At 46.0% G+C, this 14,620-nt stretch carries 12 protein-coding genes; 8 read left to right on the forward strand and 4 right to left on the reverse strand.

Annotated features, from left to right (window positions below):
* The first annotated feature begins 271 nt into the window (after nucleotides 1-271).
* From HGH91_RS01800 to HGH91_RS01820, 5 genes are all read left to right on the forward strand, one after another.
* On the forward strand, nucleotides 272-880 hold the full coding sequence (locus HGH91_RS01800) for an RNA polymerase sigma factor (RefSeq protein WP_168736744.1): 609 nt from the start codon (nucleotides 272-274) through the stop codon (nucleotides 878-880).
* A gap of 98 nt (nucleotides 881-978) precedes the next feature.
* A complete protein-coding gene (locus HGH91_RS01805) occupies nucleotides 979-2,148 on the forward strand; it encodes a FecR family protein (protein ID WP_168736745.1) in 1,170 nt (389 codons plus the stop codon).
* A 277-nt stretch (nucleotides 2,149-2,425) separates the two neighbouring features.
* Nucleotides 2,426-5,719 (forward strand): SusC/RagA family TonB-linked outer membrane protein, encoded by a 3,294-nt coding sequence (locus tag HGH91_RS01810; RefSeq protein WP_168736746.1) that lies wholly within the window; start codon nucleotides 2,426-2,428, stop codon nucleotides 5,717-5,719.
* An 11-nt stretch (nucleotides 5,720-5,730) separates the two neighbouring features.
* Nucleotides 5,731-7,443, forward strand: a complete 1,713-nt coding sequence (locus HGH91_RS01815; RefSeq protein WP_168736747.1) for a RagB/SusD family nutrient uptake outer membrane protein — start codon at nucleotides 5,731-5,733, stop codon at nucleotides 7,441-7,443.
* A gap of 157 nt (nucleotides 7,444-7,600) precedes the next feature.
* Complete coding sequence (locus HGH91_RS01820; RefSeq protein ID WP_317166799.1) at nucleotides 7,601-9,406, forward strand: glycoside hydrolase family 97 protein; 1,806 nt, start codon at nucleotides 7,601-7,603, stop codon at nucleotides 9,404-9,406.
* A gap of 63 nt (nucleotides 9,407-9,469) precedes the next feature.
* On the opposite strand, the gene HGH91_RS01825 is transcribed toward HGH91_RS01820, so the two are convergent.
* Complete coding sequence (locus HGH91_RS01825; RefSeq protein ID WP_211092169.1) at nucleotides 9,470-10,159, reverse strand: MarR family winged helix-turn-helix transcriptional regulator; 690 nt, start codon at nucleotides 10,157-10,159, stop codon at nucleotides 9,470-9,472.
* Between the two features lie 148 nt (nucleotides 10,160-10,307).
* On the opposite strand from HGH91_RS01825, the gene HGH91_RS01830 reads away from it, so the two are divergent.
* The 3 genes from HGH91_RS01830 to HGH91_RS01840 all read left to right on the forward strand — a co-directional run bounded on the left by HGH91_RS01830 (nucleotide 10,308) and on the right by HGH91_RS01840 (nucleotide 11,932).
* Nucleotides 10,308-10,811 (forward strand): transposase, encoded by a 504-nt coding sequence (locus tag HGH91_RS01830; RefSeq protein WP_168736750.1) that lies wholly within the window; start codon nucleotides 10,308-10,310, stop codon nucleotides 10,809-10,811.
* A 20-nt stretch (nucleotides 10,812-10,831) separates the two neighbouring features.
* Nucleotides 10,832-11,377 (forward strand): putative immunity protein, encoded by a 546-nt coding sequence (locus tag HGH91_RS01835; RefSeq protein ID WP_168736751.1) that lies wholly within the window; start codon nucleotides 10,832-10,834, stop codon nucleotides 11,375-11,377.
* 114 nt (nucleotides 11,378-11,491) lie between these two features.
* Nucleotides 11,492-11,932, forward strand: coding sequence for a hypothetical protein (locus tag HGH91_RS01840; RefSeq protein ID WP_168736752.1), 441 nt, complete (start codon nucleotides 11,492-11,494; stop codon nucleotides 11,930-11,932).
* A gap of 19 nt (nucleotides 11,933-11,951) precedes the next feature.
* Here the strand turns inward: HGH91_RS01840 and HGH91_RS01845 are convergent, their stop codons facing one another.
* Genes HGH91_RS01845 through HGH91_RS01855 form a run of 3 tightly spaced genes read right to left on the reverse strand, consistent with a single transcriptional unit; the run spans nucleotide 11,952 to nucleotide 14,371 of the window.
* Nucleotides 11,952-12,719: an ABC transporter permease gene (locus HGH91_RS01845; RefSeq protein ID WP_168736753.1), complete on the reverse strand. Its 768-nt coding sequence runs from the start codon at nucleotides 12,717-12,719 to the stop codon at nucleotides 11,952-11,954.
* Nucleotides 12,719-13,492, reverse strand: a complete 774-nt coding sequence (locus HGH91_RS01850; protein WP_317166800.1) for an ABC transporter ATP-binding protein — start codon at nucleotides 13,490-13,492, stop codon at nucleotides 12,719-12,721. Before HGH91_RS01850 ends, HGH91_RS01845 begins: the two co-directional genes overlap by 1 nt.
* A gap of 6 nt (nucleotides 13,493-13,498) precedes the next feature.
* On the reverse strand, nucleotides 13,499-14,371 hold the full coding sequence (locus HGH91_RS01855) for a pentapeptide repeat-containing protein (protein WP_168736755.1): 873 nt from the start codon (nucleotides 14,369-14,371) through the stop codon (nucleotides 13,499-13,501).
* Nucleotides 14,372-14,620 lie beyond the last annotated feature (249 nt).

The following is a 14,620-nucleotide window of genomic DNA, read 5'->3' on the forward strand; positions in this document are numbered from 1 at the left end:
ACTGGCACAGCCAGAAAATGTGTTGTTACTTACATTGGCATAAGAGGTACTGACATTATTGCCCTGTCTTGCGAGCCGGCAGCGTATGCGTTGCCGGCTTTTTAGTTTATTCAATACTGCCTGCTATAAAATCGTTTTTGTGGCATTATACAAATGCCGGGGAACTAAAATCTCTAAACATTCTCTAAAAAGTTTTAAGAGATATGTTACTTTTGAAAGAGTTGGAAACATTCCAGCATTGATCAATAATTGCGGAATCAAATTCATTAAAATGATTGCTACCGGGCATAATGAAAATGAGTTATTGGAGCAAATGGCTGCCGGTAGTGACGTCGCGTTTAAGGAAATTTACTTTTTATATAGTGGCAGGTTGTACGGAAATATCCTGAAACTTGTCAAATCACGCACAGTGGCACAGGAAATTCTCCAGGAAGTATTTATAAAAATATGGGAGCACCGCGCTACTATTGATACAGATAAGTCATTTTCATCTTATCTGTTTACTATCGCACGGAATATGGTGTCTAACTTTTACGTGAAAGCATCCAGGGACAGGGCGTTACTGCAAATGCTGGCGGGTGGTTCTGCCAATGGATATTTACATATTGAAGAAGGGGTTATTTCACGCGAAGAACATCTATTTCTACAGATGGCGATCGGCCAGCTTCCACCGCAACGGAAACAGGTATTTGAATTATGCAAAATAGAGGGCAAAAGTTATCATGAAGTAAGTGAACTACTGGGCATTTCCCTTTCTACCATTAGTGACCATATTGTAAAAGCCAACCGTTTCCTGAAGGAATACGCCTGCAAAAACAGGGAACTGATCATCATCCTGGCGCTGTTATCACTTAGAACGGGTGATTTACTGCTTAAATAAGCCAACTTTCTTTTCTCAGAAAAAATTGAAAAAATATTTTAGGGGAGCAGAGGGAAATTTTCCCTCAGTTGTATTCTTTATAGGAATGCTTGTCAACAATGGAAAATGCCAGAGAATTATTTATTCGCTTTCTGAATAATGAATGTACAGAAGAAGAGGTAGCACAACTGATGGAGGCCTTTGCATCAGGGGAAGATGCCGCGACCTTTAATGACATCCTGCACAGGCAGCTGGAAGCAGGTTTGGATGACCAGGATTACGCGGTAGAAATCCAGGAGGTGTATCATCATATTGAAAGGCGTATCGGCCAGGAGTTAAAGCCGAAGCAGGTGCGCCTACTATGGAAGCGGCTGGCCATAGCGTCATTGGTGGTCTTTTTAATAGGGATTGGTTACTGGTTTTTCTTTAACAGGAAAAACAACACCCCTATTGCCGCATCTAAGTCCATATCCACCAAAGACTTTGCACCCGGCAGCGCAAAAGCTACGCTGACGTTGGCTAATGGTGATGTGGTGGGATTGGATAGCGCCGGCATCGGAGCACTTACAAAGCAGGGATCTGTGAGCATCAGCAAGCCAGACAGCGGCCAATTGGTGTATTCGGCCAACGGAACGCGAGCCCAAATACTGTATAACACCATTACCGTTCCGCGGGGAGGGCATTACGAGGTAACCCTTTCCGATGGTACTAAAGTGTGGCTGAATGCCGCCTCTTCTATACACTTTCCAACCGCTTTTTCCGGTAACCAGCGGGTAGTGGAAATAACAGGAGAAGCCTACCTGGAGGTAGCTAAACAAACCTCCGCTCCATTTATCGTGAAGAATGGAGCAACGGAAATAAAGGTATTGGGCACTCACTTTAATATAAATAGTTACCCGGAAGAAGGATATGCTAAAATTACGCTGCTGGAAGGAAAAGTAGCGGTGTCCATTCATCAGGGGCATGATTTCCGCTTACTCGATCCCGGGCAGCAGGCCAGGATAACCCCGGCCGGTAATAACATTTCGGTACTAACAGACGTAGATACCGAGAGCGAAATCGCCTGGAAAAGCAACTTATTTTATTTTAAAAATGCAGATATAAAAACCATTATGCGGGAATTAGGCCGTTGGTATAATATTGAAGTAAGTTACGAAGGAGAGATCCCGGAAAGAACATTCTCCGGGAAAATCAGTCGCAACACCAATATATCCAATGTGCTTAAAATCCTGGAGCAAAGTAAAATTCATTTCAGGGTAACCCCGCAGGGAATCGTCGTTACGCCCTGATGAACCAAAAAGTATCAACCAAAAGAATAATAATATGCGGTAAAAACAACGAGAAAAATTCCAACTGGCCACGTTCATGAAAAGCCAGGTTCCGTTCCCGCGGAACCCGGCAAAGTGTTAGGCTAAATAATGAACACAGTCGTGCAGACTATTGATTATTTAACACAAACCTTGTCCCGGGGGCACCGGGACAAACAAATCTATGAAATTTATTACTCTTTGTAGTCGCTCTCTAAGGAAAAAGGAGAGGGGTATTGCTACAAAAATGCTTTGTATTATGAAGCTCGCCGTCGTATTGATGATCGCAGGCGCCATGCAGGTAAGCGCCACTGGATTCTCTCAAAATGTTACCCTTACCGAGCGGAACGCCCCGCTGGAAGCGGTATTTCAAAAAATAGAACAGCAAACTGGCTTCTATTTCTGGTATGAAAGCAAAACATTGCAGGGGGCTAAAAAGGTAAACCTGGATGTACACCGGGCATCCATCAGGGATGCGCTAAATCGCTGTTTGGCAGGTCAGCCTTTTTCCTATACGATTATCGACAAAACAATTATTATAAATGACGCCGGGAAGCAGGAGCGGGGCGATCAGTATGTAGCACCGCCTGTACTCAATATCAGCGGTGTGGTGGTAGATGAAAGTGGTAGTCCATTGGAGGGCGCTGCTGTAGGGCTGAAAGGAACTGCCAGGGGGACCAATACCGATAAAACCGGACATTTCTCTCTGCAGGCATCATCTGCCAGCGGCATCCTGGTGGTTTCCTACTTGGGGATGGTTACCCGGGAAGTACCTTTTACAGGAGAAAAAGAATTGAGAATTGTATTGGCCCGGAACGTGATGGAAAAGCAGGAAATAGTAGTAGTGGGGTATGGCACGCAAAAGAAACAGGCCATCACCGGGTCTGTTGCCTCCGCCAATCTGAAGCTGTACCAAAATGTGCCGGTTAACAATATACTGGAAACCGCCAAAGGCATTGTTCCAGGCTTAAATATCGGTGGTATCAGCAAGGCCGGCGAAGTGGCTTCGATTTCTGTCAGAGGCGAAAACACCATGAGGTCCGGCACTGCCCCGTTGATTGTAGTAGATGGTGCTATTTTCAGGGGATCACTGAATGATATACCACCCACCGATGTAGAAAGTTTTACGGTACTGAAAGATGCCAGCGCCGCAGCGGTGTATGGCTCCCGCTCGGCCAACGGTGTTATTTTGATTGAAACAAAAAGAGGCGCCGGTATCAATGGCAAGCCTAAATTCAATATGAACGTTGGTTACGGCGCTGTGAATGAACAGCAACGTTTACGGGTATACGATGAAAAAGGATACCTGCAGCGGGTGCTTGACTACCGCGATGCTAACGGACTGACAGCCGATCCGAATAATATAGCAGCATATCTGCAACCGATTGAAGCGACAAATTATAACGCTACGCCTGATCACCAGGCCACCTTGAAAGATCCTTACAACCTGTTCAGGCAAACAGGGCAATCGCTGAACGCGACTGCCAGCGTTTCCAACAAAACCGATAAAACGGAATACTATATCTCCGGAAATGTGATCAAACAGAAAGGGGTAATTAAAAATGACCTGTACAACCATTATTCATTGAGGGTAAAACTTTCCAGCGATCTGACGAACTGGTTTAGACTGGGTGTTAATGCATATTACAGCCTGAAGGATTATCCTGGCGCAACTATTTATGGTGTTAGTGGTGGCGGTAGCGCCAGCAGCCCGTATCAGTTCAGTCCCTATGCTTCTCTCACCGGCCCGGACGGTAAGTACCTGCAGTTCCCGCAAACCACTACCTCCTTTAACAGCCCCTATTGGCAAATCCCTGACCAGGTATATAACAGGCAGAATAACCTGAATGGCATTGTAACGGCTACCGTAAAAGTGCCTTGGGTGGAAGGATTATCTTATAATTTAACTACCTCCATCACCCAGAACTGGAACGAAAGAGGCTCCTTTTATGGACCGCGTACGGTAACAGGATTGCCTAAGAATGGAAGTGGAGATGTTTACTACGACAGGAATACTTATGTGTTGATTGATCAGCTGGTAAAATATAATAAAACCATCGGCGACCATAGCTTTGATGCCACCTTGTTGTATTCAACCGAAGATTATAAATTATTTTCCCAAAGTTCCCATGGAGAGAATTTTGCGGATCCTACATTAGGTATTTACGGTTTAAGTACCGGGCAGACGCAAACGGTGAATACCGGCGGCACCAAAAGCGCCGCAGTGGGCGAAATGGCCCGGTTGACCTATAGCTTTAAAAACAAATACTCCCTAACAGGTACGGTTAGACGGGATGGCTATTCCGCCTTTAGTGAAAACCATAAATATGGCGTGTTCTCTTCTGCCGGGGCTAACTGGCAATTGTCGCAGGAGCGGTTTATGCAGCATACCACCTTTATAGATAACCTGGCGGTAAGGGCATCTTACGGTACCAATGGTAATCAATCTATATCACCCTATGGTACGTTGGCGAGAATGGGTAATTCCTTTTATTTTTATAATGGGACCTCGTTTGTCACTACCTCTTTTGTAAACAACCTGGGTAACAGCGACCTGAAATGGGAGTATACCCAGGGAATGAACCTGGGGATTGATTTTGCTGTCCTCGGAAATCGTATATCCGGCGCTATCGACTGGTACGATAAAACCACGCGCAACCTCATCTTCCCGCTCTCTATTCCTTCCACATCAGGATTTACAACAATTAGTACCAACTTGGGAAAGATAGGGAATAAGGGAATAGAAATAAACCTGAATACCGTTAATGTAAAATCGAAAACATTTACCTGGAGCTCCAACATCGCATTTGCACGTAACTGGAACAAATTGATCACCGCATATGGACCGGATCCGAAAACAGGCGTAGAGCCCGACCGCCCTTCAGATAATTTGTTTATCGGGAAAACGCTGGGAACAATTTATGATTACCGGGTAACCGGCATGTGGCAACAGGCCGACAAGGATAATGGAGGGATCATGACCGGGATGGTACCGGGAACCTACATGTTGCTGGACGTTAACAACGATGGAAAGATTACATCAGATAAGGACCGTGTTTTCCTGGGAGATACCAAACCGGCATTTACCTGGGGCTTTACAAACACTTTCCGCTATAAGGACCTTTCCCTGATGGTATATGTGTATTCTATGTGGGGCGGTGGCGGCCATTTTCTATCTGGCAGCAATACTCCTTACAACGATGGATATGCCAACAATCCGTCTATCAATCATATCGTATACGATTACTGGACACCCGCAAATAGCAGCGCCGTGTTTCCCCGCCTCAATTACCCGACAGCCGCCGCTTACAAAGGGGTGAAATATTTTGACCGGAGCTTTATCAAGGTGCAGAAAATTGCATTGACATACAATCTGTCAACACTGGCAAAACGTTATGGGATCAACGATATGAGCTGCTCTCTTAGCGCCGATAACCTGTTTACCTACGCCCCGCATTGGATTGGGCTTGATCCGGAAACCAATAGTGGTTTAACCGACGGCTCCATTCCCACGCTCAGAACGATTATGGCGGTATTTACTTTTAACTTCTAGATAGCATTATTATGAGAGTAATAAAATTCTTCTTCATACTGGTTATTCTTTCGGGATTTGTAGCTTGTAAAAAGTCCCTGACAGAAGTCCCCCTGGACTTTTACAGCCCCGAAAATTCCTATAACAATAAAGCGCAGTTTGAGTCCGCGCTGGCAGATATTTATCTTAAAGTGCGCACTTATTTCTACGCTGCTACTGATGCGGCGAGTAATTATGATATGCTGGGTTATGACGCAGATTTTGCGGATAACCTGTCGTTCACTAATTCAGTGGTGCCTTATTTCAGGTGGAACACTATCAATGCAGATAATGGCTTTGCCAATAAATGGTGGGGGCAGCTCTATAAAATTATTGCTGAGTCGAATACAATTATTAGCCGGGCAGAACTGCCCGCTGCGAAATGGGGATCGGAAGCCGAAAAGAACGCCATTGTAGGAGAAGCCCGTTTTCTCAGGGCTTTTGCCTATCATTTTCTCGCCAATATGTGGGGAGGGGTACCATTGGTAGTCAATGAAACCACATCGCCTAAATTTGATTATACAAGAGCGAGCCAGGATGAAGTTTATCAGCAGTGTAAAGCAGATTTAGTATTTGCCACCCAATGGATGACGGGTATCAATAATCAAATTTCCGGGAGAGCGCCACGAGAAGCCGCATTTAGCCTGTTGAGTGAAATCAGTATCTGCCTGAAAGACTACGCCGGCGCTGTAAAAGCGGCCGATTCCGTTATCCTTGGCGGGAACTGCCATCTGATGACTTCCCGCTTCGGTAAATGGACCGCTTTTTCGTCGAATGCACCGATGTACCAGGGCGCCTACCAGCCATGGGGCGATATTTATTTTGACCTGTTCCAGGATGGCAATTTCAATTTCAAGGAAGGTAACCAGGAAGCCCTCTGGAATATTGAACAAAGCTCAACGGTAATAGGCGGCAACAATACCGATGTAAATGCTTCGGGCGGTTTCTTCGTAATGGAGAGATGGTGGTGTCCCAAACCCTGGGGATTGGTGGACCTCGATGGCAAACCAAATTTCCTGCAGGACACTTTAATGGGAAGACCCAACGGCGCCCTCACTGCTACGAAATATGCCGACAGCCTGATCTGGCAGTATAAGGGAGATTGGAATAACGATATCCGGAACTCCAAATACAATATTATCCGTACCCATTACTGGACGAACCCGGCGAGTGCCTACTATGGTCAGCCCATTACCCGCGCGACTATGAAGGATCCTTCCTTATTCAGGGCAGGATGTGCGCCTACTTTTGTGAAGGCGGTTTCCTGTGTGCATTATAAAAAATTCCAGGACCCCACAAGCAAACAATGGCACGACAACGGAAGAACGTACAAGGATTGGTACATTATGCGTTTGCCGGAAACCTACCTTTTAAGAGCGGAAGCTAAAATGCGGCAGGGCGACCTGGGCGGTGCTGCCAGTGATATTAATGTCATAAGAACAAGAGCCCATGCTACGCCGGTGACCGGTGCAGATATTACGATCGATTTAATCCTGGATGAACGTGCAAGGGAACTATACATGGAAGAGTTCAGGTTAAATACCCTGATGCGCCTGGGAAAATTGACCGAATATTTAAGTAAATATAACGGGGATGTAAGGGAAACAGGGTATACACCGGACCCTAAAGTCAACAAAATGCCTGTTCCTAACCCTGTTATCCAGGCCAATACCGGCGCTCCATTAGCGCAGAATCCGGGTTATTGAGAATAATATTAGTTTTAAGGAGGATGGGAAAGCCATCCTCCTACGATATTTTATTAAAAACAAAAGTCTGATGATGTTTTCCAGGTGCAAGAAACGCTTGCTTTTATTGAGTTGTTGTTTTTCCTTATCTATCTTTTGTGCAACAGCACAAAAGACTGTGCAGTTAGAAGCCCCCGATGGGAAAACCCGGTTCCGGCTGTTTGTAGACGAGGGAGGTAAAATCGGGTATGATATTTTTTACCAGCAGCAGGAAGTGATTGAACGCTCCCCTCTGGGACTGGAGGGCTGGAGTGATCATTTGCATTTGATGACCGTTCGGCAGAGCGAAAAAGACGCTTCCTGGAAGCCGGTGTATGGAGAGAGAAGCGTAGTGCTTGACCAGTACCATGCCGGCATGTTTACATTCGAAGGAAATGAAAAACAACAGCTGCAAATAGAGGTCCGGGTCTATAACGAAGGCGTAGCTTTTCGTTATTGTTTTCCGGGAGGGGCTGGCAATAAAGTACGTATTCAAAAAGACCTGTCTGCATTCACGCTACCGGCGGGCACAATGGCCTGGTTTACCAATCATGCCCAGGGAAGTTACCGCTTGTTGCCATTGGAGAAATGGCCATCAGGCGCCGAAAGACCATTGACCTTACAGCTAAAGAACGGGCTATACGCTGCCCTGGCCGAAGCAGAAGTAGTAGACTACTGCCGTACCTATTTTGCATTAGACTCCACCAAAGCCAATACCATAGCTTGTGCTATGTATGAACCGGTGGAGTTGTCAAAACCATTTTCCACGCCGTGGCGGGTAATCATGATAGCAGAAAAACCTACGCAGTTATTACAACATAATGACCTGTTACTGAACCTGAATTTACCTTGCGCCATTAAAAATACCGCCTGGATAAAGCCTGGTAAAGTAATGCGTGAAATGACCTTATCTACCGATGGGGCAATGAAGCAGGTAGACTTTGCCGTGAAGCGACATTTGCAATACATCCACTTTGATGCAGGCTGGTATGGTTATGAATACGATACTGCTTCAGATGCATCGCATGTACAGGTGGATCCCCGCCGTAATCCGAAGAATGACTTGAGTTTGCCAGCAGTGATCAGCTACGCCAAACAACATGGCATCGGCGTTTTCTTATACGTAAATCAAATTGCGTTGGCAAAGCAGCTGGATAGCTTGTTGCCGTTGTATGAAAAATGGGGAGTGGCAGGAATAAAGTTTGGATTTGTAAATGTAGGTTCCTACAAATGGACCGTGTGGCTGCATGAGGCGGTAAAGAAATGCGCCCGTTATCACTTAATGGTGGATATCCATGATGAGTATCGCCCTACGGGCTTTAGCCGGACTTACCCCAACTTACTTACACAGGAGGGGATAAAGGGAAATGAAGAAATGCCCGATGCTACCCATAACACCGTGTTGCCATTTACCCGGTTCCTATGTGGGGCCGCTGATTATACGATCTGCTACTATCACCGGCCGGAGCTGAAACGCCGCCTTGCGGAAACGCAAAATGCACGTGTACTGAAAACCACCTCCATGCATCAAATGGCGTTGTCGGTCGTGTATTATAGTCCACTGCAATTTCTGTATTGGTACGATAAACCGGAAGACTCGCAGGACGAGCCTGAGCTGAAATTTTTTGATGCCGTTCCTACGGTCTGGGATGATACCAGGGTAGTAGATGGAGTCATCGGGGAGTACATTACCGTTGCCAGGAGAAGCGGAACGGATTGGTATGTGGGGGCCATCACTAATAACGACGCCCGGGATATTAAAATCAATTGCTCTTTTCTGACCCGTGGGAAGCGGTATAAGGCAGAGATTTACTACGATGACCCGGCGTCTCCGGTGCGCACTAAAGTATCCATAAAACAAGTGGAGGTAGACGCTTCCAGTATACTTGATGCGCATCTATTAGCGTCAGGAGGGGAAGCGATCCGGTTTACCCCATTGAAATAATAAACTGAAATTCCACGGGTACCAATGGCCTTTAAACCTACGCATTGCGTAGGTTTTTTTGTGTTAAGCGTGCTTGTCATGACGTTTCGATCCTGAAAACGCTGCAATTTTCTTTTGCTGTTCCAGTGTTATCTGCGCCATCTTTTCTGTTCCTAATGCTGCTGTCAGCAGCTCATCTATTGTTTTGTTTTTAGCATTAGACAATACTTCCTGGTGTTTTTGTTCCGTGTCTTTCAGGAGGTTAATCACCACTTGTTTGTCTTTATCATCCAGGTCGCTATACATGAGCAGCGTGGGTTTGTGGAGCAGCTGGTATAATTTAAACAGGATTTTTTCACCGGCTTTTGTCAGGCTCACCAGCTTTGCCCGTTTATCTTCCGGGTCCGTTCTTTCCGTTATATACCCCTGTTTTTTCAACCGGTTAAGGATATCTATACCAGTCGTTTGTTCGGTGAAGTTGTATTGAATGATCTGTGTTTTCTTTACTTCTTTCAGGTGGTAGATGGAGTTGAGAAAATAGAACCAATCCAGTTCAAACTCCGGTATCTCCTGCAGGGCCATTTTTGAATAGGCAGTTTGCATACCTGCGAGTCGCCCTATCAGCTTGGCAAATACGGTATCCAGGTCAGGAGGAGTAAGGCCGCTGAATAGCTGGCTGTTGCTTTCTTTAGCCAGGAAATACATGCAGAATTCCGTGGCGGAAGTGCCCGGATGCTGCTTTGTATAGGTCTCCCAGGCGCTAATTAGTTTCACAAGTTCACTCATGATTTATATCGAATTCGATGTAAATATAGTAAAAAACAGGCGGATATATTGGTTGGATCGTTTTTATAGCTATTTTTACATCGAAACAGATGTTTTTAAATATAAAGTAAAACGAAAACGATTAAATATTTTTAAGATGGATAATTTAACAACAGGCTACCTGACCAGGGCCGAGATATGGTTATACATTACAACGCTTATTTATTTCCTGATGAACGGGGCGCAGGTATTTGAGACCCTGGTATTTGTGCCTAAGTGGACCGATACGCCACCGGCCAACTTCAAATTGTTATTGGACGGACATGGCGCAAGCCTGAAAAATTTCTGGATCGTTTTTCATTCCCTGCATGAGGTGACGTTCCTGCTAGCTATCGTATTTTGCTGGAAAATTGATTTTGCCAGGAACTGGTTATTGATTTTATTTGCCATTCATTTTGCTGTGAGAGTATGGACCCTGGCCTTTTTTGCGCCTAACATCATCAACTTTCAGAAGATAGCCGAAACCAATGCTTTGGTAAACGACCTGGTAAATAAGACTATGCTTTGGAAAACACTCAACTACCTGCGGGTCGCTATTTTTATCGGGGTGTCGATTGGGTTGGCTCCTTTGTGTATCAGGCTATTTCATTTGCGACATTAAAAAACAACAACCCACGTAATATGATACTACCTAAGATCCGTGACAAAAGATTGATCACCGTTCGCCGCGGCGGCACGCTATCAGATGAAGACCATCATCTACTGGCCATTTGGGCGGCAGAATGTGCGCAGCATGTGTTGCATTACTTTGAAGCAGCGCAGCCCAATGATGATCGTCCGCGGCGAGCCATTGTATTAACGGATGCGTGGGTAAAGGGAGAAATTACTATGAAACAGGCCCATATGACGGCATTTATAGCCAATGCCGCCGCAAGAGATGTAGCTGGTGCCGCGAGATTTGCGGCATTGTCGGCAGGGCAGGCAGTGGCAGTAGCACATGTGGCTGCACATGAATTGGGCGCGGCGGCCTATGCCATCAGGGCCGCCATAGCTGCAGCGCCAGATGATAAAAAGGAACTGGCCCGGCAACAGGAATGCCAGTGGCAACGGGACCAGCTCCCCGAAAAAATCAGGGAGCTGGTGCTCGATGATCAGCGGTTGCGGAATGATATCTGCTGGTCAGTGTTTAATGAGCTTTCTGCCAATCCACTTCAAATGAAAAAATGAACATGTTGGCGCTCCCTATGTTTTACATAAATTCTAAAGGGATATTCGCGATTTCAGAACCTCGTTAGATGAATCTGTTTATGTAGATTTACAGAAAATAACCACTTCTCACATATGGAACGTATCACAGGAAAGGCATCCATCTTATTGTCAATTTTTAAGAGGAAAGGAGGAGAAGGGTTATTGACTAAGATCATTACGGATGAAAATAAAGCCGATTATCTCCAACAATTGACGTTATTGGAGATGAACGAAAAGCCTTTGTTGTGTTTTAAAGAGAATGAACTAAACTGGTTATTGTTGACCAACGAACGAGTATTAACAGCACAAGCCGGCGTAAAAATTATTATCCCTTTTTCAGAACTGATAAGAATAGATCTGGCATTGCATGAAGAGGCGAGGAACGGCGTCGCTAATTTGAAATACTTTACGCGATTGGCGTTGTTGGATCAAAATGGAAACCGGTATTTGGTAAGCGTAGAAAAAGGAGATCCTTACAAGGGCATTTATCAGATGCTACATTATGTTGCTTCTAACAACAGCGCCACTCATTGAGTGGCGCTCCCATTACAAATTATCCCCGCCTCTTATACACCCTCATCGCAAAAAAGTAAGCCAGCAATGTAATGCCCCCGCACCATCCCAATGCCACCCATATTCCATTGCCTACGGGCTGATGATAGAGCAATGCACGGATCGCTTCTACAATCGATGTCACCGGCTGATGCTCCGCAAAAGCACGAACGCCTGATGGCATTGACTTCGTGGGCACAAACGCCGAGCTGATCAATGGTAGAAAGTGAATGGGATAGGCGATAGCGCTGGCACCATCGATCGTTTTGGCGGTGAGCCCGGGAATGACTGCGATCCAGGTCAGTGCCAGGGTAAACATAGCCAGGATGCCAGCTATAGCCAGCCAGGACATTAAGCCTGCGGGCGAGCGAAAGCCCATCAGGAGCGCCACAAGAATTATGACGGTCAGCGAAATGACGTTGGATACCAACGAGGTGAGTACATGTCCCCATAATGCCGCGGAGCGTGCAATCGGCATAGAGTGGAAGCGCTCGAAAATACCCCGCTGTACATCGGTAAACAGGCGGAAGGAGGTGTAACCTACGCTGTTGGCGATGGCAATCAGCAGGATACCCGGCAATAGGTAATTTACATAGTTGTCGGTGCCGGTTTGGATGGCGCCACCTAACACATACACGAACAACAGCATCATGGCAATCGGCATGATGGTAACGGTGATGATGGTATCCATGCTGCGGGAAACATGACGCATAGAGCGTCCCAGCATCACGCCGAGGTCTATAAAGAAATAGTTTTTGATCGTTTCCATTAGTAGATAGTTTTTTTACCGACAATGGCGAGAAATATCTCTTCCAGCGTTGGTTGTTTTTCAATGTATTCAACTTGTGCAGGCGGGAACAGCTGCTTCAGCGCTTCCAGGGTGCCACTGGCGATAATTTTACCGTTATGCAAAATGGCGATGGTATCTGCGAGCTGCTCAGCTTCTTCCAGGTATTGAGTGGTCAGGAAGACCGTAGTACCGCTGCGGGCCAGTTCTTTGACGATCTCCCATACGACTATGCGCGCTTCCGGATCAAGCCCGGTGGAGGGCTCATCAAGGAAAATGAGGGACGGGTTTCCGACCAGGCTCATGGCGATATCCAGCCGCCGGCGCATACCACCCGAATAAATAGCGGCCTTCCGGTGGGAGGCGTCGGTCAAACCGAAGCGCTCCAGTAAATCATCCGCCACCTGCCTGGCATGGGGAAGATGCCGCAACCTGGCCATCATGATAAGATTTTCCCGGCCGGTCAATACTTCATCCACCGCTGCAAATTGCCCGGTGAGACTGATCGACTGCCGCACTTGTTCGGACTGCAACGATACATCGAATCCATTTACAATGGCTTGCCCGCCGTCTTGTTTCAACAGCGTGGCAAGGATTTTAACCATGGTAGTCTTGCCTGAGCCGTTGGGGCCAAGCAATGCGAAAATGCTCCCTTTTTTTACCTGGAAGTCCACGCCCTTCAACACCGGCATATTTTTATAGGATTTTTCCAGTCCTTTTACTGCGATAGCGATTTCATTTGATAACATATACATACGTACTTATGCGGTTAACAATGTGATGCCACTCATATCTGCTTTCCCGTTTTTCAGGAATTCGAAGGTCATCCGGTCTGCCTGGCAGTCGGTAAACCGGATATGTTTCAGGCTCCTGCATTTGAAGAAAGTGTTGGTGAGCGTCGAATGCTGGAAAGTCACCCTGGAAAAGGATGCATTTTCAAAATAACAATCCTCCAGCGTACCTTCGAATACGAGGTTGGCTAAATGGGTAGCATTAAACACCGTGCGGTGCAGCCGCACATTTACCAGGGTATTTTTCTCCATGGCACAAGATGTAAAGGTAGCCCCGGTCAAATCGGCGCCGGAGAAGTCGCAGTTTTTAATGTGACTTCCTGAAAATTGAGCTGCTTTCAGGGTGCAATCATTAAAATGATTATCTACCAAATGGGAATTTCCTATGTGGCTGTTATCCAGGTTGGATCCGGAGAAATCGCAGGCAGTAATCATATTGTTTTTCAGTAAAAGCCCCGACATTTCAGCCCCGATAAATTTGCAACGCTGCATGTTGGACGAGCTGAACTTCTCGTGCAGGTTTTTCAACCCGGAGAAGTCGGCATCTACCCAATTCCCGAGCGACATATCCCAGTTGAGCGGTTGCTTTACGGGCTGTTCATCCAAAACAACTATGGATGCGCTTTCGGGGGAGGAAGTGAATTTTTCTGAGAAATAATTCAGGTCAACTCCCAGGATTTCCGCAAGTTGGTTAAGTGTAATGATATCCGGGATAGATTCTCCCCGTTCCCATTTTCCTACCGCCTGCGGGCTGATAAATAGCTGTTGTGCCAGCTGTGCCTGTGAGATATTTATTTTTTTTCTAGCCTGGGCAATTTTATTACCGATCATTTTAGTTTCCATAAATGTGTTTTTTTGTTTTTTGTGTCGACTCCACAAAGGTATTTCGATGTATACCGGGCCACCTAAAAACAACCGCCACCCTTAGTTGTATGGACGCTACTTGTAGTTGTTATTTGACAACTGGAAGTAGTATTTAGTTGAAATTCAATTTAATAGAAAAAAGTGGTATCGCGCGTTGAGGCTGTCAAAATGAAGCGTGTGACCTCCAACCCACCATTGGAAATATTAGAGAAGAATAAAATTTAATCC

This window comes from Chitinophaga eiseniae (assembly GCF_012641265.1).
GTDB classification, from domain to species: Bacteria; Bacteroidota; Bacteroidia; order Chitinophagales; family Chitinophagaceae; genus Chitinophaga; species Chitinophaga eiseniae_A.